This window comes from Rhizobium atlanticum, assembly GCF_030182485.1.
In the GTDB taxonomy this organism is placed as follows: Bacteria; Pseudomonadota; Alphaproteobacteria; order Rhizobiales; family Rhizobiaceae; genus Rhizobium.
Genome location: NZ_JAQJCJ010000001.1, coordinates 71,918 through 91,414 on the forward strand (window position 1 = coordinate 71,918; position 19,497 = coordinate 91,414).

General features: G+C 61.9%; 18 protein-coding genes. 8 read left to right on the plus strand and 10 right to left on the minus strand.

Going from position 1 to position 19,497, the window contains the following annotated elements; genetic code table 11:
* Position 1: 1 nt before the first annotated feature.
* From PH551_RS00330 to PH551_RS00340, 3 genes are read right to left on the minus strand one after another with little or no spacing between them, the layout of a single operon-like run.
* Positions 2 to 2,815, minus strand: coding sequence for a DUF4159 domain-containing protein (locus tag PH551_RS00330; RefSeq protein ID WP_285191417.1), 2,814 nt, complete (start codon positions 2,813 to 2,815; stop codon positions 2 to 4).
* Positions 2,812 to 3,732 carry a DUF58 domain-containing protein gene (locus tag PH551_RS00335; RefSeq protein ID WP_285191418.1) on the minus strand — a complete coding sequence of 307 codons (921 nt, stop codon included), beginning with the start codon at positions 3,730 to 3,732 and terminating at the stop codon, positions 2,812 to 2,814. Before PH551_RS00335 ends, PH551_RS00330 begins: the two co-directional genes overlap by 4 nt.
* 13 nt (positions 3,733 to 3,745) lie before the next feature.
* Positions 3,746 to 4,756 carry an AAA family ATPase gene (locus tag PH551_RS00340; RefSeq protein ID WP_183704720.1) on the minus strand — a complete coding sequence of 337 codons (1,011 nt, stop codon included), beginning with the start codon at positions 4,754 to 4,756 and terminating at the stop codon, positions 3,746 to 3,748.
* A gap of 158 nt (positions 4,757 to 4,914) precedes the next feature.
* On the opposite strand from PH551_RS00340, the gene PH551_RS00345 reads away from it, so the two are divergent.
* The 3 genes from PH551_RS00345 to PH551_RS00355 are packed head-to-tail and all read left to right on the plus strand — an operon-like array spanning position 4,915 to position 7,435.
* Positions 4,915 to 5,538: a DUF1285 domain-containing protein gene (locus PH551_RS00345; RefSeq protein ID WP_285191419.1), complete on the plus strand. Its 624-nt coding sequence runs from the start codon at positions 4,915 to 4,917 to the stop codon at positions 5,536 to 5,538.
* Entirely contained in the window at positions 5,535 to 6,185 is a 651-nt protein-coding gene (locus tag PH551_RS00350) for a CoA pyrophosphatase (RefSeq protein WP_097596961.1), read from the plus strand. The genes PH551_RS00345 and PH551_RS00350 overlap by 4 nt, the downstream gene beginning before the upstream one ends.
* On the plus strand, positions 6,182 to 7,435 hold the full coding sequence (locus tag PH551_RS00355) for a CCA tRNA nucleotidyltransferase (RefSeq protein WP_285191420.1): 1,254 nt from the start codon (positions 6,182 to 6,184) through the stop codon (positions 7,433 to 7,435). Before PH551_RS00350 ends, PH551_RS00355 begins: the two co-directional genes overlap by 4 nt.
* 71 nt (positions 7,436 to 7,506) lie before the next feature.
* Here PH551_RS00355 and PH551_RS00360 read toward each other — a convergent pair whose 3' ends face one another.
* The 3 genes from PH551_RS00360 to hemF all read right to left on the minus strand — a co-directional run bounded on the left by PH551_RS00360 (position 7,507) and on the right by hemF (position 9,083).
* Positions 7,507 to 7,692: a DUF1059 domain-containing protein gene (locus tag PH551_RS00360; protein WP_064806262.1), complete on the minus strand. Its 186-nt coding sequence runs from the start codon at positions 7,690 to 7,692 to the stop codon at positions 7,507 to 7,509.
* Positions 7,693 to 7,805: 113 nt separating this feature from the next.
* Positions 7,806 to 8,069 carry a hypothetical protein gene (locus PH551_RS00365; protein WP_085778925.1) on the minus strand — a complete coding sequence of 88 codons (264 nt, stop codon included), beginning with the start codon at positions 8,067 to 8,069 and terminating at the stop codon, positions 7,806 to 7,808.
* Between the two features lie 102 nt (positions 8,070 to 8,171).
* A complete protein-coding gene (gene hemF / locus PH551_RS00370) occupies positions 8,172 to 9,083 on the minus strand; it encodes an oxygen-dependent coproporphyrinogen oxidase (RefSeq protein WP_285191421.1) in 912 nt (303 codons plus the stop codon).
* A gap of 177 nt (positions 9,084 to 9,260) precedes the next feature.
* Between hemF and PH551_RS00375 the strand changes: the two genes are divergently transcribed.
* Positions 9,261 to 9,521 (plus strand): hypothetical protein, encoded by a 261-nt coding sequence (locus PH551_RS00375; protein WP_085778923.1) that lies wholly within the window; start codon positions 9,261 to 9,263, stop codon positions 9,519 to 9,521.
* Positions 9,522 to 9,524: 3 nt separating this feature from the next.
* Here PH551_RS00375 and PH551_RS00380 read toward each other — a convergent pair whose 3' ends face one another.
* Positions 9,525 to 11,171, minus strand: a complete 1,647-nt coding sequence (locus PH551_RS00380; RefSeq protein ID WP_285191422.1) for a Na/Pi cotransporter family protein — start codon at positions 11,169 to 11,171, stop codon at positions 9,525 to 9,527.
* Between the two features lie 200 nt (positions 11,172 to 11,371).
* On the minus strand, positions 11,372 to 11,833 hold the full coding sequence (locus PH551_RS00385) for a tRNA (cytidine(34)-2'-O)-methyltransferase (RefSeq protein WP_285191423.1): 462 nt from the start codon (positions 11,831 to 11,833) through the stop codon (positions 11,372 to 11,374).
* A gap of 384 nt (positions 11,834 to 12,217) precedes the next feature.
* Here PH551_RS00385 and PH551_RS00390 point away from each other — a divergent pair, with 384 nt between their 5' ends.
* A complete protein-coding gene (locus PH551_RS00390) occupies positions 12,218 to 14,074 on the plus strand; it encodes an ABC transporter ATP-binding protein (protein WP_097597124.1) in 1,857 nt (618 codons plus the stop codon).
* 101 nt (positions 14,075 to 14,175) lie between these two features.
* Here PH551_RS00390 and PH551_RS00395 read toward each other — a convergent pair whose 3' ends face one another.
* Positions 14,176 to 14,406, minus strand: coding sequence for a CopG family transcriptional regulator (locus tag PH551_RS00395; protein WP_085778920.1), 231 nt, complete (start codon positions 14,404 to 14,406; stop codon positions 14,176 to 14,178).
* Positions 14,407 to 14,526: 120 nt separating this feature from the next.
* Here PH551_RS00395 and PH551_RS00400 point away from each other — a divergent pair, with 120 nt between their 5' ends.
* Entirely contained in the window at positions 14,527 to 16,440 is a 1,914-nt protein-coding gene (locus PH551_RS00400; RefSeq protein ID WP_285191424.1) for an ABC transporter ATP-binding protein, read from the plus strand.
* On the opposite strand, the gene PH551_RS00405 is transcribed toward PH551_RS00400, so the two are convergent.
* Positions 16,396 to 17,328, minus strand: coding sequence for an endonuclease/exonuclease/phosphatase family protein (locus tag PH551_RS00405; protein WP_285191425.1), 933 nt, complete (start codon positions 17,326 to 17,328; stop codon positions 16,396 to 16,398). The two genes, PH551_RS00400 and PH551_RS00405, sit on opposite strands and share 45 nt — an antisense overlap.
* Positions 17,329 to 17,614: 286 nt before the next feature.
* Here PH551_RS00405 and petA point away from each other — a divergent pair, with 286 nt between their 5' ends.
* Together petA and PH551_RS00415 are read left to right on the plus strand one after the other, a co-directional pair.
* The gene (gene petA, locus PH551_RS00410; protein WP_011426278.1) at positions 17,615 to 18,193 is read left to right on the plus strand and encodes a ubiquinol-cytochrome c reductase iron-sulfur subunit; all 579 of its coding nucleotides are present in this window, start codon (positions 17,615 to 17,617) and stop codon (positions 18,191 to 18,193) included.
* A gap of 14 nt (positions 18,194 to 18,207) precedes the next feature.
* Positions 18,208 to 19,488, plus strand: coding sequence for a cytochrome b (locus PH551_RS00415; protein WP_085778917.1), 1,281 nt, complete (start codon positions 18,208 to 18,210; stop codon positions 19,486 to 19,488).
* The last annotated feature ends 9 nt before the right edge of the window (positions 19,489 to 19,497 follow it).

The window sequence follows — 19,497 nt, forward strand, 5'->3', positions numbered from 1 at the left end:
CTCATTGCCCTAACCGTTCGAGGAGGTCGGGAACGTGGACCTGGTCGGTCTTGTAGTTGCCGGTCAGCATGTACATCATGATATTGACGCCGGCCCGGTAGGCATATTCACGTTGCCCTTCATCCGAGGGCACAGTCGGCAGCATCGGCGTGCCGTTTTCGTCGACTGCCCAGGCGCCGGCGAAATCATTGCCGGTGATCAGGATCGGCGAAACCCCGTCGGCCGTCGCCGCCGATTTTTCGGTCGCTTCGCGGCCACCTTGCCGGGCCTCGATCCAAAGCGGGCTGCCGGCATAGCGGCCGGGAAAGCTCGACAGGAGATAGAAGGATTTGGTCAGCACGTGATCTGAGGGTACCGGTTCGAGCGGCGGGATATCGAGGTTGGCGAGGATTTCCTGCAGCCGCTGACCGTTGGCGCCGACATTGCCGCCATTGTCCAACGCGCTTATCTGGTCGCGCGTATCGAAGAGCACGGTGCCGCCGTTGCGCATATAGGCGTCGATGCGGCTGATGGCGGCCGATGACGGCATCGGCGCCGTTGCCGAAACCGGCCAATAGATGATCGGATAGAAGGTGAGTTCGTCCTTGGTGAGGTCGAGCCCGACGGGCGGCGCCGGCTCCAGCGTCGTGCGGAAGGTCAGGAACTGGGTCAAGCCCTCAAGGCCGCGCTCGGATATATTGTCGACTTCCTGCTCGCCGGTGACGACATAGGCGAGATGCGTGTTGTCAAGCCGCTCCAGAATGAGGTCGTCGCCGGGCCGGGAGTCGTTGGCGTGAAGTGTGCCGGGCTGCACCAGGAAGCCGGCGCCCACCGCGACTGCGATCACGCCCAGGGTGCTGGCGGCCGGGCGCAATCGCGAAAAAGCGCCGTTCATGAAGAGAACGACCACGCTGTCGGCGAGCAGCAGCAGAAAGGCGACCAGGAAAAGAACCGGCTTTGCCGACCAGCTTTCGCCGCCAATCAAGCCTTCGCGCATGGCATTGGTTCCAGCGGTATCGAGCGGCTTCAGTTCGGCATTCTCGGGCAGCACGTTCAATGAGGTGAAACCGTCTTCCGAACCGTAGAGGCCAGGCGGATTGTCGAAATCCGCCGTCGGTTCGGCTCCGGCCCTGGGGATCAGAGGTCGCGCCGAGCCAGTCTCGGAGACGAGCACACCCTTGGCCGTCAGCATGCGGTAGGGCGGAAGGGTCTCGGAGACACGAGCGCTGCTGCGCGCCTCAGACGTCACACCGCCTGAGCGCGATATCTGCAGGAGGTGACGCAGCATATCGACGAAAGTGCCCGAGATCGGCAGATCGGACCAGGTCGCTTCCGCGGTGACGTGGAAGAGGACGATCTGGCCGGATGCCAGCTGCTTCATCGTCACCAGCGGCGTGCCGTCGGCGAGGCTTGCCCAGGTGCGTTCGGCAAGGTCGGGTGTCGGCTCGGCAAGCACCTGCCGTTTGACGACCACATCGGCGGGACGTGGTATGCCCGCGAAAGGCCCGATGCTCGGAAATTCGGCCAGCGACTGCGGTTCGCTCCAGGACAAGGTGCCGCCCAGCGCCCGTTCTCCCTGGCGCAGGATGACGGGAATGAGCGGATCGTCGGCAGGTGCCGCCGCCATGCGCGGGCCGGCGAAACGCAGGAGCATGCCACCGTTCGATATCCAGCGTGTCAGAGGTTCGTAGGTCTCCTCCGGCAGGCGGCCGATATCGGCCATGATGATGATCGAAGGATTGCTGGCGAGAAGCTTCGGTATGGCGACGGCCAGATCGGAGTCGGTGGGCTGGATGATATCCGCATAGGGCTGCAGCGCCCGCTGGATGTAGTAGAGCGGCGAGAGCAGCGGCTGGAATTCATCGGCTCCGGTACCGGACAACAGGACGACCCGGCGGCGCTTGAACGCATCGTCGAGAAGGTGGACCGCGCCTGCCGTCGCGCCGTCGTCGACGCTGATGCGGGCGAAATCGTTGCGCATCTCGAAGGGAGCGGTGATCGAACTCGTGGCGACGCTCTGGCCGGGACGGAAATCCACCCTGCCGTTGGCAATCGAGCGGCCCTGGGCATCGACGGCGTTTAGCGCCACGGATGCGGGGCGCGAACTGTCGAGCCGCGTGACCTTGACGGTCATGGCATCGGCCGCATTGCTGGCCGCGGTGACGGCAACCGTCTTCGTGGCATCGCCCTCGATCAGGCGCAGATCAGCGGGCTGGAGCTCGGCGAGCCTGCGCACCGTCGGATCATCGGCTTTGGCGGCGGCACCGTCGGTCAGGAAGGCGAGGGTGCCGGGCTTGACGCCGTTGAGCGCCGCGCGCAGCGCCTGGAAGGCGCGCTCGCGATCGGGGACCAGCGGCCGCGGCTCGGCAGCCCGCAGCTTGTCGCGGGCACTCGCTGCCGTGCCGGGCACCGCATCATTGGTCGGATCGGCGGTGAAGGCGATCGCTACCGGCGTGCCGGCGGATTCGGCATCGTCCACCAGCGCGTCGGCGGTCTGGACGCGCCGCTCCCAATCGGGCGATGCCGCCCAGCTGTTGTCGACGAAGAGGACGAGCGGGCCGCCCGAGGCCAGAGAATTGGTGCGCGGGTTGAAGACCGGATCAGCAATCGCAAGGATAATGATGGCGGCGAGCAGCATGCGCAGCAGCGTCAACCACCAGGGGCTTTGCGCCGGCGTTTCCTCGCGTTTCAGCACCGACGCAAGGATTTTAAGCGGTGGAAAGACTTCCGTTTTCGGACGTGGTGGTGTCAGCCGCAACAGCCACCAGATGACCGGCAGGGCGATCAGGGCGCCGAGAATGGCGGGATAGGCGAAAGCGAAGGGAAGGGCGTTCATAGCAGCCCTCCATGCGTTGCCTTGGCCGGCATGCCGGACAGGTACATGTGGACCGCAACCAGCGCCTCCGAGGCAAGATGATCGGTGCGGTGGGTCGTAAAGGTCCAGCCGAGATGCCGCAGCGACTGACCGAGGCTCTCCCTGCGGGCGAGGTAGGCGTTGCGATAGGTCTCGCGGATGTGTTCGGCGCGGCCGGAGATGAGCTTGGCGCCGGTCTCCGGGTCGATGAATTCGGTGCGGCCGCTATAGGGAAAGATCTCTTCAGCGGGATCTGCTATCTCGACCACATGGCCGTGCAGGCCGCGGCGGGCAAGCGGGCCGAGCCGCTCCATGATATCAGGAGCGTCGTCGAGGAAATCGCCGATGAGCACGAGGTCGCTCCAACCGCGGATCATTCCGGTTTCCGGCAGTCCGCCGGTCAGCGGCGCGTGCATGAGCGCGGCTGCGAGGCGTTCGGCGGCATTGCGGGTGGAGGCGGGTTCCATGATACCGGGGCAGCCGATGCGTTCGCCGGAGCGGGCGAGGATTTCGGCAAGCGCCAGCATGACAACAAGCGCCCGGCTTTCCTTGGAGACGCTGCCGAAGCTCGACTTGTACATCATCGAGGGCGACATGTCGCACCAGAGCCAGATGGTGTGCGCTGCCTCCCATTCGCGCTCGCGCACATAGGTATGATCGTCGCGGGCGGAGCGGCGCCAATCGATGCGCGACAGGCTTTCACCTTCGGCATAGGGACGAAACTGCCAGAAATTCTCGCCGATGCCGCGCTTGCGGCGGCCGTGCCAGCCGGCAATCACCGTATTGGCGATGCGCTTGGCTTCCACCAGGCAGTCCGGCATCAGGGCGGCCCGCTGCCTGGCGCGGGAAAGGGCATCGCTGCCTGACGTCGGGTTAACGGTCTGTCCGATAGATGCCACGCGTCCGGCTTCCTTATCCCTTTGCCTGCCTGACCAGTCCGGCGATGACGTCGCGCACCGACATGCCTTCGGCGCGGGCGGCGAAAGTCAGCGCCATGCGGTGCTGGAGAATGGGTTCGGCGAGCGCGAAGATATCGTCGAGAGACGGGGCGAGGCGGCCCTCGTAGAGCGCGCGGGCGCGGGCGCAGAGCATCATCGCCTGGCCGGCGCGCGGGCCCGGACCCCAGGCGACGTTCTTGTCGGTCGAGGCATTCCCCTGGCCGGGGCGGGCGGATCGCACCAGCGAAAGGATGGCGTCGACGACCGTCTCGCTCACCGGCATCTGGCGCACCAGGGTCTGGATTTCGATCAGCCGCTGCGCATCGATGATGGCTTCCGGCCGGGTTTCACCGAGGCCTGTGGTCTCGAGCAGGATCTGTCGCTCGGCGGCGAGCTCGGGATAGTTGACGTCGACCTGCAGCAGGAAGCGGTCGAGCTGGGCCTCGGGCAGGGGATAGGTGCCTTCCTGCTCCAGCGGATTCTGGGTGGCGAGCACGTGGAAGGGAGCCGGCAGATCATAGCGCTGGCCGGCGATGGTGATGTGATATTCCTGCATCGCCTGCAGAAGCGCCGACTGGGTGCGGGGCGAGGCGCGGTTGATTTCGTCGGCCATCAGGAGCTGGGCGAAGACCGGGCCTTTGATGAAACGGAAGGAACGGCGGCCGCTGTCGTCCTGATCCATCACCTCGGAGCCGAGAATATCCGAAGGCATCAGGTCGGGTGTGAACTGGATGCGGTTGGCAGCAAGGCCCAGCACCTCGCCGAGCGTCGTCACCAGCCTGGTCTTGGCAAGGCCGGGAACGCCGACGAGCAGGGCATGGCCGCCTGACAGCACAGCGAGGACGGTGTTCTCGACGACGCTCTCCTGACCGAAGATCACTTTCGAGACTTCCCCGCGGATGGCGGCGATATCGGAGAGCGCCCTTTCAGCGGCGGCGACGATCGCCTTTTCATCGAGGCTGGCTTCGGTCTTCATCATACCCACGGGCATCTCCAACGGCTGAAATCATTCGGCAGCGAATCGGCGGACTTATACATCCGCCTCATACTCGATAGAGTTATGGAGATGCGACGGGCTGACAAGTTCGTTACGAATGACTATCTCGTGACTTCACTTCGTTAAGGACAAACCGGGACGGAAGAATGGCAGCCGAAGAAATCAGCGGACAGGCGGATGCGGCGGGGCTTGCCGCGCTGATCTCGCGCGCCTCTGCTGAAAACAGCGGTAAAAAACGCGGGTTACCACCGGTCGAGCGGTGGAATCCGCCTTTCTGCGGTGATATCGACATGGAGATCGGGGCCGACGGCACCTGGTTCTACATGGGTACGCCGATCGGCCGGCCGGCGCTGGTGCGGCTGTTTTCGACGGTCCTGCGCAAAGAGGAGGACGAAAAGACTTACCTCGTAACTCCTGTGGAAAAGGTCGGGATCAGGGTCATCGACGCGCCGTTCATCGCTGTGGAGATGAGCGTGACTGTGCGCGAGGGTCGCCAGGTGCTCACATTCCGCACCAATGTCGGTGATGTGATCGAGGCGGGTGGAGAGCATCGGCTGCGCTTTTCCATTGCGGGCGAGAATGCCGAACTGAAACCCTACCTGCATGTGCGCGGGCGGCTGGAGGCGCTGGTGTCACGCGCGGTGATGTATGAACTGGTCGCGCTCGGCGAGACGGTCGAAGTGGAAGGGCAGACGATGTTTGCAATCTGCTCCGCCGGCGAGGTCTTCCCCGTCATGCCGGCCGATGAATTGGATGCGCTTAGCCGATGAACGATGCGATCACCCAACGTTATCCGCTGTTTTCAGCAGCCGAATTCCGCCGCCGTGCGTTCAATCAGAATGGCGGGCCGGTGGACCATGCCTGGCGCGATCATGGCGACCATGTTCTCAATCCGGATATCGTGGAGGAGGTGGCGACCTTCAAGCTGCGCGACGCCGCCGTGCTCGTGCCTGTTATCGACGACGGCGAGGAAGCGCGTGTGATCTTCACCAAGCGCACGGCGACGCTGCGCAAACATTCCGGCCAGATCGCCTTTCCCGGCGGCTCGATCGATCCGGCCGATATCTCGCCCGAAATGGCGGCGATCCGCGAGACGGAGGAGGAGATCGGCTTGGCCGGTTCTTTCGTCGAAACGGTCGGTAGGTTGCCGAACTATCTCGCCTCGACCGGTTTCCGCATTACTCCCGTGCTCGGCGTCGTCGAGCGGGGTTTCGCGCTGAGGCTCAACCCGGCCGAGGTGGACGACGTGTTCGAGGTTCCGCTTTCCTTCCTGATGAACCCGGCCAATCACCGCCGCGATAGGCGCGTGATCGACGGCATCGACCGGCATTTCTACCGCATGCCCTATGAAACCCGGATGATTTGGGGCATCACCGCCGGCATCGTCCGTACACTCTATGAAAGGCTTTATGCATGACCGGCGTTGCCGACCAGGCATGGTTCCGCGATCCGGCTCTCGCCCGGGTCCTTGGGCTTCTCAATGCCGATAAGGGGGAAGGTCGAGTGGTCGGCGGTGCGGTGCGCAACAGCCTGATGGGCCTGCCGGTCAGCGATATCGACATCGCCACGACGCTGAGGCCTGAAATCGTCATGGAGCGGGCGGCGGCGGCTGGCGTCAAGGCGGTGCCGACAGGACTGCAGCACGGCACGGTGACGCTCGTCATCGATGGCAAGCCTTTCGAGGTGACGACGCTGCGCACCGACGTCGAGACCGACGGGCGCCACGCCAAGGTTGCCTTCAGCACCGACTGGAAGGCCGATGCCGAACGCCGGGACCTGACAATCAACGCGCTCTACGCAGATGCCGAGGGCGAAGTGGTCGATCTCGTCGGCGGACTGGCCGATATCGAAACGCGCAACATCCGCTTCATCGGCGATGCGGCAAGGCGTATTGCCGAGGACCATCTGCGCATTCTGCGCTTCTTCCGTTTTTTTGCCTATTACGGCTCCGGGCGGCCCGATGCGGAGGGTCTGAAGGCCTGTGCGGCGGCGCGTTCGAAACTGAAGACGCTGTCGGCCGAACGCGTCTGGTCGGAGCTCAGAAAACTGCTCGGTGCTGCCGATCCCGGCCGGGCACTTCTCTGGATGCGGCAGGTGGCGGTGTTGACGGAAATTCTGCCGGAATCGGAACGCTGGGGGATCGATGCCATCCCTTCGCTTGTCGCCACCGAGAGGGCGCTCGGCTGGGCGCCTGATCCGCTGCTGCGCCTGATGGCGATCGTACCGCCCGATGCGGCGCGGCTGGAGGCGCTTGCGGCCCGGCTGAAACTCTCCAATGCGGAAGCGGCCACTCTCAAGGCCTGGGCGATGGCGGCGCCGGTCAACGATGAAATCTCGCCGGCTGCTTTCGAAAGGCTGCTTTACCGTAACGGCCTCGACGGCATCGTGACCCGGTTGAAGCTTGCTCTTGCTGTTGCGCGTGGCAAGGCTGAGGGCGATCTAGCCGAGATGGCGCGTTCAGCGCGGCTCGGCAAGCTCATGGATCAGGCCGCGAACTGGAAGAAGCCGCAGTTTCCTCTAAATGGCGGCGACGTGCTCGCGGCGGGCGTCGCCTCCGGCCCTCGTGTCGGCGAACTGCTTGCGGTGCTGGAAAACCAGTGGGTGGAAGAAAATTTTACGTCCGACCGAACGGCCCTGCTCGCCCGGCTGAAGGAAAGCGCGCAATAGCCGACATCGCGCCGCATCGGATGGATGCGGCGCAGCTTCAATGATTGTTGCCAGGGCTCGCTCACCGGCCGTCAGGCGGCGGTGGCTTCGTCACGGATGCGTGCCTTGATGTTATCAACCATGTTTTCGCGTATGATCGTTTCGCCGTGAGCAGTCTTCAAGTGCTCAACGGCGCGGCGAACCACTTCTGCGTCATTATCCGCCCGGGTGTGCCAGGCGCAGCCGGGAACGAGCGTGCCGCATTCGAACAGTCGCATGGTTTTCTCCTCTGTCTGGAACGCAACGGCCATCGCGCTTTCACGCGATTGATGAAATGTACGTGCGAAGAGAAGGTTCCGGCCGGCAGGAGGTGGCGACCGGACAAGGTGGTTCAGTCGGGCATCGCCCAGGCTTTGTAGGTCTCCGAGAGATGGCCGGGCGTGTTGCTGTTGGCTGCGTCCTTCTGCAGATCCTCCGGCGACTTTCCGCCGGCCAGTTGCAACTTGACCTGCTCGATGAAGCAGCACAGTGGCAGATCGGAGCCACTCTTGGCCCGCAGTTTCTCGGCAATGCGGACAAGGAACTCGGGTGTGTCGATGGCACGGAATGTTTCCTGGGCATCCGTGGACGCAGGCGAGCCGCTTTCTGTCGTCATGACAATCCTCCTCCGATTGTTACGCACGTACATATAAAGTTAGGACTCACTGAATTTTTATGAAGGTCCCTCAGCTCGAATAATCGATGAGATTTTACAGTCTCACGGCCATCGCACGACAGGCGGCAGCGACGAGAGAATGGATTCGACGTTGCCGCCGGTCTTCAGGCCGAAGATGGTGCCGCGATCATACAGCAGATTGAATTCGACGTAACGGCCTCGGCGGATCAACTGTTCGTCACGATCGGCTTCCGTCCATAGCTTGTTGAAGTTGGAGCGAACGATTTTCGGATAGACCATGGCGAAAGCCCTGCCGACATCCCGCGTGAAGGCGAAATCGGCGTCCCAGCCGCCGGCTTCCTCGCTCGAATGCAGCCAGTCATAGAAGATGCCGCCGATGCCGCGGGGCTCATTGCGGTGCTTGAGGAAGAAGTAGTCGTCGCACCAAGCCTTGTAGACTCCGTAATCGGCGACGGCGTGATTGCGGCAGGCGATCTCCATGGCCTTATGGAAGAGCTGGCTGTCCTCGTCCTCCTGGGTGCGGCGGCGCGACAGCACCGGCGTCAGGTCGGCCCCTCCGCCGAACCATCGGCTTGTCGTGACCACCATGCGGGTGTTCATATGGACAGCCGGAACGTTGGGGTTGACGGGATGGGCGATCAGAGAGATGCCCGAGGCCCAGAAACGCGGATCGTCCTTGGCGCCCGGAATCTGGGCCCGGAACTCCGGAGAGAATTCGCCATGGACCGTTGATGTATGGACACCGACCTTTTCAAAGACGCGGCCTTCCATCATCGACATGCGGCCACCGCCGCCGGCGCCGTTTTCACGCGACCAGTCTTTGGCGACGAAGCGGCCTGGTTCCTGATCGGATAGGGGGCCTTGCAATTCGTCTTCGAGAGCTTCGAAGGAGGCGCAGATCGTATCGCGCAGCGCTTCAAACCACCTGCGCGCGGTCTCCTTCTTTTCCACTATGTCGTCAGGCAAGCCGATCGGCAGTTCGGGTCTTTCCATGTCACGCCTCCGCGGTCGGCATCCTGTGTGGGCACGACTCGCTCGATTCCTCGTTGCCCTCCCATCTAGCAGGCGGTGGCGCCCGCCGCCAAGCCGAGGCGGGTTCTGGCGCCGCATTCAAGATTCGACTCGCAAATCAACTATTTCGATACTACCTTTTCCTAAGAGGTAGGTTTAATGGCAAAAATTCCAGGACCTCCGTCATTCGACGGCCTGAAGCGCAGAATGGCGAGACACCGGGCGGAAAATCCCCCCCGTAAGAAAGATCATTTCGTGCGGGAGACATATTGCCTCGGCCTGATTGATGCCCGCGCCAAGGCGCGTGAATGGTTCGACGAATATCCGAAAGCCGCCTATTGGACGGAAGTGGAAAGCTGGCGCCAGCTGGACGGTGACCGGATCGAATTCACCATGCGCCGCCTGCCTTCGGCGGACTGACCGTTACTCCGCGACGGCGCGCACTCGGCTTTCGATCAGAAGGCCGCTTTCATCCAGGATCGGATGCGCCACCGAGACGATGTGGGCGTTGATCCTCTTCAGGTCGCGCAGCATATCGAGATGCAGCGAGCTTGTCTGCAGACTGTCGGCGCGTCCGTCGCGCAGGCGTTCCAGATGGTGTTCGGCCGACTGTTTCTCCATGCGCCGGACCTCCACCTTTGTCTCCATCATCTGACGCGCAAGATTGAAATCGCGAGTGACGAAGATCGTCTGGGCGACACGAAGATTGTCGATCGTCAGGTCGAACAGCTTGCGTAGTTCCTGATGACCATCGTCGGAAAATCTGAGCCCGAGGGAGATCTTCTTCCTCACCTGTTCCAGCAGGCCCTTTTCGATGATGTCGCCCATGTGTTCGAGGTTGATGGCATAGTCAATGACGACGATCGAGCGGCGGGCATTTTCGTCGCTGAGCCCCTCGCGGCCGAGCTTCGACAGATAGACCTTCACCGCCTGCTGCAGCTTGTCAACGCGCTCTTCGAGGGTCGCGATTTCGGAAAGCTTGGAAGAGTCATTGCCTTCGAAGGCCTCGGAGACCCGGATCAGCATGCGCTCGATGAGGTCGCCAATGCCGAGCACTTCGCGGGTGGCGCTGGCTAGAGCAATGACGGGCGTCGAAAGCTCATGCGCGTCCAGATATTTCGGCGCGGTGTCCGGCTCGGCCTGGTCCGGGACCAGCCGGGTCATCAGGGTGGCGAGCGGTCGGGAGAAGGGCCAGGCGAGTGCGGCGAGCAGAAGATTGAAGAGCAGATGCGCGTCGACGGGCAGCTTGGACGGGCCGAAGGGCAACATCTGAATGAGCTCCGCACCGTAGCCGGCAAGCGGCATGGCGATGACGCAGCCGAGCGTGCGGACGGCGAGATTGCCGAGAGTGACGCGTCGCGCCGAAACCGGCCCGGACATCGTCGCGACGACGGGCGGTATCGCGCCGCCGAGATTGGCGCCGAGCACGAGCACGATGACCAGTTCGGCAGAGATCAGACCGGCCGAGGCAAGCGACAGGATGAGCACCACCACCGCCAGGCTTGACGATGAGACGAAGGCGAGCGCTGCCGAGAAAAGGAGAGCCACGGGCAAAGCGCCATCGAGCAGGCTGATGAAAGCGGCGAGCGCGGGGGAGGCGCGCATCGGCTCCGTCGCAAAGCTCAGGAGATGCAGCGACAACAACATCAGGCCGATGCCGATCAGCGCTGCGCCGCCGCCTTGCCGGGTGCTGGAACGGCCGCGGTAAAGCACGATGCCGCAGAGGATCAGGAGCGGAGAGAGCCATTCGATGCCGGTCGCGACGATCCACGCGGTGATCGCGGTGCCGACATTGGCGCCGAGCAAGACGATCTGGGCCATGCGCGGTCTTATCAGATCACGTTCGACGAAAGAGGCGGTCATCAGCGCCGTCGCCGTGGAGCTCTGCAGCGCGATGGTCGCGACCAGTCCCGACAGGAATGAGCGAAGGCCGCCGCGCGTCCCGGTCGCCAGCCCGGTTCTCAGCCGGGCGCCGAAGGCCCTGGATACGCCGTCCTTAACCTGCGCGAGGCCGAACAGCAGCAGCGCCACGGCTCCGAACAGGTTGATCATGATGATCGTAGAATCCATCTTCTTGTTTTAGTCTGCTTTCATCGGTTTGGAGGGGTCTTGGCCTGAGGACTCATCTTATCAAGCTATTGAAATTGTGCCAATCCTTCGATATTTTTGATTGCCCGGCTAATAGATATACTCCGCTTTGAAGGATTCACAATGTTCGATTTCCGACACTTCAGCAATATATCAGACAATCTTTTCCAAGCCGGGGCTGATCAAGTCCAGCCGGTCTGCCGCATCGCCTCGCCGACGATCATAGCTGCCGAAATTGCGACATTGATCGAGCGCTGACCCTCGACCATCGGGATGAGGATACGGGCGTCAGCTCTTTCGTGCACGTGATCCGGCACACCGGCGCTTTCGCGGCCGAAAAGCAGCACATCGTCCGGCCGGAAGGCGAAGTCGGTATAGTGATCGGCAGCCTTGGTGGAGGCGAGGATCAGGCGCCGGTCGGTCGTGGCGCGCCAGGCCTCGAAGCTGTCCCAGTTGACGTGGCGGGTCAGCGCGGCGGCGGCGACATAATCCATGCCCGATCGTTTCAGGTTACGATGGGAGACGTCGAAGCCGGCGGGCTCGATCAGATCCACGGTGAAGCCGAGGCAGGCGGCAAGGCGCAGGATCGTGCCTGTATTGCCGGGAATGTCCGGCTGGTAGAGTGCCAGTCTGAGATTCGTCATTCAGGCGCCGCCCGTTCGTTTCGACGCGGGAGGCCTAATACAACTGTGATTTCAGCGCAACAGGGCGCAGTTTGGCCCAGAAACGTTCTATTCGCGCCAGTTCGGGCTGGAAATTGCGCATTTTTCGCGTTATGCATGCACATCTTCGAACGCCAGCAGGGAGGGCCTCATGAATATTTTGCTCATTATGCGCTTTCCCGCCGTGATGCCGACCAAGGCGACATGGCGCCGCTAGAGCGGGCTTCCTTCTAAAACTTCCCTTTTGATCGATCGTGCGGCTGTTTCAGCCTCGCCCCTTGAACGTCCGGTTCCCATATGTGCTTGCATAGCGCCGGGATGGCGCGAAGCCGGGGAGCCGGAATGCTGATGTTTCGGAGCAATTTCATGTTTGGCTGGTTCGAACAGCGACTCAATCCCTTTCCGAGCGAGGAGCCCGTCGCGCCCCCGAAAGGTCTCTTTGCCTTCTGCTGGCATTACAGCAAACCGGCAGCGCCGTGGCTCGGCCTGATGGCCCTACTGACGGCGTCGATTGCCGTTGGCGAAGTGGCGCTCTTCCAGTTCCTCGGCGACATCGTCGACTGGCTGACCAATGCCGACCGCGCCACCTTCCTGCAGACGGAAGGCCACAAGCTGTTCTGGATGGCGGCGCTGGTGCTGGTCGGCTTGCCGCTGGCGGCCGGGCTCGATTCCCTCATCATGCACCAGATGCTGCTCGGCAACTATCCGATGATGGCGCGCTGGCAGATGCACCGCTTCCTGCTGCGCCACAGCATGACATTCTTCGCCAATGAGTTTGCCGGGCGCGTCGCGACCAAGGTGATGCAGACATCCCTTGCCGTGCGCGAAACTGTCATGAAGATCCTCGACGTCTTCGTCTATGTCGTCAGTTATTTCCTGACGATGATCATCGTGATTGCCGCTGCCGACTGGCGGCTGATGATCCCGATCCTCATCTGGCTCGCCATCTATATCAGCATCGTGTCGTACTTCGTGCCGCGGCTTCGCAAGATCGCGGCCCAGCAGGCGGATGCGCGTTCGATGATGACGGGCCGCGTAGTCGACAGCTATACGAACATCGCCACCGTCAAGCTGTTCTCGCATGCGGGACGTGAGGAGATCTATGCCAAACAGGGCATGGACGAGTTCCTGCAGACCGTGCACAAGCAGATGCGCAAGGTGACGCTGTTCCATATCAGCGTCTACCTGAACAACTGCGTCGCGCTCTTCGTCGTCTCGGGCCTGTCGATCTGGTTTTGGCTGAATGGGGCGATCTCGGTCGGCGCGATCGCTATCGCCATCGGTCTTGCCATGCGCGTCAACGGCATGTCGCAATGGATCATGTGGGAAGTCTCGGCGCTATTCGAGAATATCGGCACCGTCTATGACGGCATGGAGATGATGAGCAAGCAGCACGACATCATCGACAAGCCGAATGCGCCAGACATGACGGCGAAGAAGGGGGCGATCCATTACGATCGCATCCGCTTCCACTATGGCCAGGGCAAGGGTGTCATCGACAATCTGTCGCTCGACATCAAGGCAGGTGAGAAAGTCGGTCTGGTCGGTCGTTCCGGCGCCGGCAAGACGACGCTGATGAACCTGCTCTTACGCTTCTACGATCTGGAAGCCGGCCGCATCACCATCGACGGGCAGGATATATCAGGCGTCTCGCAGGAGAGCCTGCGTTCACTGATCGGCGTCGTGACACAGGATACGTCGCTGCTGCATCGCTCGATCCGCGACAACATCGCCTACGGCCGGCCGGAGGCGACTGACGCCGAGGTGATCGAAGCCGCCAAGCGGGCCAATGCCTGGGAGTTCATCGAAGGGCTCGTCGACATGCAGGGGCGCCAGGGGCTTGACGCGCAGGTCGGCGAACGCGGCGTCAAGCTCTCCGGCGGCCAGCGCCAGCGCATTGCGATCGCTCGCGTCTTCCTGAAGGATGCGCCGATCCTGGTGCTCGACGAGGCGACCTCGGCGCTCGATTCGGAAGTGGAAGCGGCGATCCAGGAAAACCTCTTCGCCCTGATGGAAGGCAAGACCGTGATCGCGATCGCCCACCGGCTTTCGACGCTGACGGAGATGGACCGGTTGATCGTGCTCGACAAGGGCCGGATCGTAGAGGCCGGTTCGCACGGCGAACTGATCGAAAGCGGCGGCATTTATGCCGACCTCTGGAACCGCCAGTCCGGCGGCTTCCTCTCCGATCACGCCGAGGAGGCGGAAGAGGCCGCGGAATAAAAATCGACCCTCCCGGCGTGAGCGGGGAGGGCATTTTCGTGATTGCGATGATTTGACCTCGCAAGGCGATTGTCGAAGACCGGCTGCGGTCGGGCGTGCTTTCAAAGACTGTCGGCCCAGTCGATCACGCGGTCCTGTTCGACCACAACGATGGTGTTGGCGGCTGCGATCGTGCGCAGTGCCACGATGCGGCGGCGTTCCTCGCTGTCGAGCCAGGCGGCGATAGCCTCGATGACGATCTCGTCGCGCGGCAGCGCCAGGTCGAGAGCCAGGGCATCCAACCTTTCTGCAAGCGGAAGCGGAATATGCGCATTGAGCATTTTCGTTTCCATGACCTTCTCTCCGGTGAAGCGCGATTCTGCCGCCGATGTTATCGTTTATTACCAAAATATTAGGTTGCGTCCGCTTTCCATTCCCTTTGCCGCTCCCCTCAATCCGCCTATATCGCTTCCATGTTTCTGCGACCCGTCTTCCGCCTGTTCGAAACCTGGATCGATCCGTTCCGTCCGCGCGACGACTTGCAGCCGCCACGCGCGACGATCGGTTTCATCTGGTTCTACATCGGCCAGGCGAAGATGCCGTTCATCGCCATGCTCATTCTCGGCGGCACGTCGGCGGCAATCGAGGCTGCGCTCTTCTGGTTCGTCGGACGCCTCGTCGATATTCTCGCTAGTATTACGCCGGGCGCCGGCTGGAGCGGTCTTATCGCGGCCCATGGCGGCGAGCTGTTCGGCATGCTCGCTCTCATCGGGCTCGTGCGCTTCGTCGTCGCCTTCCTGATTGCCCTCGTCGATCAGCAGGTGATCACGCCGGGCTTCTACAATCTAGCACGTTGGCAATCTTATCTCCACGTCTCAAGGCAATCATTGTCGTTCTTTCAGAGCGATTTCTCCGGGCGTATCGTCACCAAGGTCTGGTCTGCCGGCCAGGCAACCGGCGATCTCGTCACGTCTCTGATGGAAAGCGTCTGGTTTGTCGGCATTTATGCGGTAACGACGCTCGTGCTCGTCGCCAGGCTGGACTTTACACTCGCCGCCGTCGTGCTGTTCTGGCTTGGCGCCTTCAGCCTGCTTGCCCGCCACTTCGTCCCGCGGATCCGCCATCACTCCCGCGAAACGGCGGAGGCCGGGTCGATGCTGAACGGCCGGATGGTCGACTCCTACAGCAATATGCAGACGCTGAAGCTGTTCGCACGCGATGAAGAGAGCGATCGCTACATGCGCCAAGGTTTCGATATCTATCAGGACACGGTGCTGCGCTTCACGCGGTTCATCACTGGCGTGCGGGCCTCCATGGCCCTGCTCTCCGGCCTGATGATCGTGACGATGGCGGGCTTGAGCGTCGATCTCTGGCTGCGCGGCTTGATCACTTCCGGCGCGGTGGCATTTTCGCTGGCGCTGGTGCTCCGGCTGAATTTCCTGCTCGGCAGGCTGATGACGCAGTTCAACGGCATCATGCGCAATCTCGGCACCATCCAGAACTCCGCGGAACTGATTTCACAACCGCTCGGGCTCGTCGATCGGCCCGATGCGAAGAGCCTGGTGATCCGCCATCCCGGCATTTGCTTCGAGAATGTCTCCTTTCGCTACGGCAAGGGTCAGCAGCCCGTCGTCGAGAATTTCTCCCTGACCATCCGCCCGGGCGAGAAGGTCGGGATCGTCGGGCGTTCGGGCGCCGGCAAATCAACACTGATCAACCTGCTGCTGCGTCTCTATGACATCCAGGATGGCCGTATCCTGGTCGATGGTCAGGATATATCGGCGGTGACCCAGGAATCACTCAGGATGCAGATCGGCGTCGTCAGCCAGGATACGTCGCTGCTGCATCGTTCCGTGCGCGACAACATACTCTTCGGACGACCGGATGCCGGCGAGGGGCGGCTGATTGAGGCGGCCCGGCGCGCCGAAGCCTTCGACTTCATCGCCCGCCTGCAGGATCAGCAGGGCCGTAGAGGTTTCGATGCGCATGTCGGCGAACGCGGCGTCAAACTGTCGGGTGGGCAGCGGCAGCGCATTGCTATTGCACGGGTCATGCTGAAGGACGCGCCGATCCTGGTTCTCGATGAAGCGACGTCGGCGCTCGATTCCGAAGTGGAGGAAGCGATCCAGTCCAACCTCCATCGGATCATGGAGGGCAAGACGGTGCTCGCCATCGCCCATCGGCTGTCGACGATCGCCGCGCTCGACCGGCTGATTGTCGTCGACCTCGGCCGGATCATCGAGGAGGGCGGCCACGACGAGCTGCTTCGCCGCGGCGGGCTCTATGCCGAGCTTTGGGCTCGTCAATCCGGCGGCTTCCTCGCGACCGACGAGAATGCAGGCTCACGGATCGAGGACGAATTCCGCCATGAGGCCAAAATGGTTTGATCCGAAATTGTTCTCGATGCGGCGGACCGATTTCAGCCGCAGGGGCGCTTTGCTGAAGACGTGATCGATCGAAATGCCGAAGGGGCCGGCGGCGATCGGCCATGTCGCAGGCTCCAGCGATGCTGTGCCCAAGCCCTGGTTGCGCATGAGATACTGCACATCCGGCGCCAGAATCGACGTATTGAAATCACCGGCAAGCACGAGCGGTCCCGGCAGCGAAGGGATAATCTCGGCGAGATCTTCGACTTCCAGGCCGTGGAATTCGTCATAATACGGTTTGGTCAGGTGCGCGGCGAGGAAGTTGATCTTCTGGCCGTCGAAATCGATCGTCGAGATCGTCAGCCGATTGCGCCACAGCAGGCCGAGGCTGCGGATGCGAGGCTCGATCAGCGGGCGCTTCGACAGGACGAGCGTATCGCATTGCTCCATGCCGACGCCGCAGCCGACGTAATAGGGGTAGGTCTTCAGCAGTCGCGGCAATTCGGACAATACCGGTTCGGCCTCGAGGATGTTGACGACATCGGCGCCCGAGCCGATCGCCATGTCGGCAATATCAGCGCCATTTGCGAAATTGTCGTTCTCTATATTGAAGGACATCAGCTTGAAGAGAGCAGGACGGCTCTCGTCTACCGCAGGCTCGACAAATTCACGCGTCATGACGATCCCGTGGACAACGAGAACCATCGATGCGCCGAGTGTCAGCAACGCGTACCAATGCCGCTTAAAGAGGAGGGCTATGCCGGAGGCCACTGCTGCGGCCGCGGCCAGATGGATCTGGAAGCTGTAAAAAAGAGAAAGCAGATAGAAATCTTTGACATAGCGCAGCGAGATAATGGCGAGGACGAGGGTTGTGAGAACGCTCACTACGCAAAAGATCGTGTCTCTCATCCGCTCGGGTCCGGCTGGCTGGCATCGTTGCGGTTGCGCCTAACACGGTCGCTTTTTTGTTGCAATGCAACATACGGGCAAGCGGGTGTTTGCCGTAAAAAATTCATCTGAAATTTCCCGCGACATTGTGCCCTCATCCCCCTGTCAAGGCTGGACATAATTTGCGATCAAGCTTAGAACGCGCCGGATTGCCGGGGAATCTATGGCCGAAATGTGTCCAGATCGATTCGCCAGCAGAGGGGGCGGGGCGGAATTCCGCGATAACTGCGCAGAGGATGGTTAAGCCGTGAGCGAACACGTAACGACAAGCGAGGCTTCAGCAGAGCCCACTCGCCGTGATTTCCTTTATCTCACCACTGGTATGGCGGGCGCTGTCGGCGCCGTTGCTGTCGCATGGCCGTTCATCGACCAGATGCGTCCGGATGCGTCAACGCTGGCGCTTGCCTCCATCGAAGTCGACGTTGCGAGCCTCGAGCCCGGCATGTCACTGACGGTCAAGTGGCGCGGCAAGCCGATCTTCATCCGCAACCGCACGCCGGAGGAAGTGAAGGCGGCTGCCGATGTTCCGCTGGCGGATCTCAAGGATCCGATCGCGCGCAACGCGAACCTTCCGCCTGAAGCGCAGGCAACCGGTGTTGACCGTTCGGGCGGCAAGGACAAGGAAAACTGGATCGTCATGATCGGCACGTGCACCCATCTCGGTTGCGTTCCGCTCGGTCAGGCCGGTGAGTACAATGGTTGGTTCTGTCCCTGCCATGGCTCGGTCTACGACACGGCCGGCCGCATTCGCAAAGGCCCTGCGCCGCAGAACCTGGCGATTCCGACCTTTTCATTTGTGTCCGATACCAAAATCAAGATCGGTTGAGGGGAGACTGATTTATGAGTGGCCATTCCAGCTACGAACCATCAACCGGCTTCGAAAAATGGGTCGATGCGCGCCTGCCGCTGCCGCGCATGGTCTATGACAGCTTCGTGGCATATCCGGTTCCCAGAAACCTGAACTATGCCTATACCTTCGGCGCGATGCTTTCCGTCATGCTGATCGTGCAGATCCTGACGGGTGTCGTGCTCGCCATGCACTATGCCGCCGACACGACGATCGCTTTCAACTCCGTTGAAAAGATCATGCGCGACGTCAACCACGGCTGGCTGCTGCGTTACCTGCATGCCAACGGCGCCTCCTTCTTCTTCGTCGCCGTCTACCTGCACATTGCCCGGGGCCTCTACTATGGCTCCTACAAGGCGCCGCGCGAAATCCTCTGGATCCTCGGCGTGGTCATCTACCTGCTGATGATGGCGACGGGCTTCATGGGCTACGTCCTGCCCTGGGGGCAGATGTCTTTCTGGGGCGCGACCGTCATCACCGGCTTCTTTTCGGCCTTCCCGCTGGTCGGCGAATGGGTGCAGCAGTTCCTGCTCGGCGGCTTTGCCGTCGATCAGCCGACGCTGAACCGCTTCTTCTCGCTGCACTACCTGCTGCCTTTCATGATTGCAGGCGTCGTCGTCCTGCATATCTGGGCGCTGCATGTGACCGGCCAGACCAACCCGACTGGCGTCGAGGTCAAGACGAAGACCGACACCGTGCGTTTCACGCCCTATGCAACGATGAAGGATGCCCTCGGCGTCTCCGTCTTCCTGCTCGTTTACGCCTATTTCGTCTTCTACCTGCCGAACTTCCTCGGTCACGCCGATAACTACATCCCGGCCGATCCGTTGAAGACGCCCGCCCACATCGTTCCTGAATGGTACTTCCTGCCGTTCTACGCGATGTTGCGTTCGATCACCTTCAACATCGGCCCGATCGACTCCAAACTCGGCGGCGTGCTCGTGATGTTCGGCGCGATCATCGTGCTCTTCTTCCTGCCGTGGCTTGACACCTCGAAGGTCCGCTCGGCGGTCTACCGTCCCTGGTACAAGCTGTTCTTCTGGCTGTTCGTGCTCAACGCGATCATCCTAGGCTGGCTCGGTTCGCAGCCGGCGGAAGGCAGCTACGTCATCGTGTCGCAGATCTGCACGCTTCTCTACTTCGCCTTCTTCCTGGTCGCGATGCCAGTTCTGGGTCTGGTGGAAACGCCGCGCCGCATCCCGAACTCGATCACTGAGGCGGTGCTTGAAAAGCGCAACAAGACCACTGGCGCCGCCGCGGCGGCCAATGCGTAAGCGAGCGAC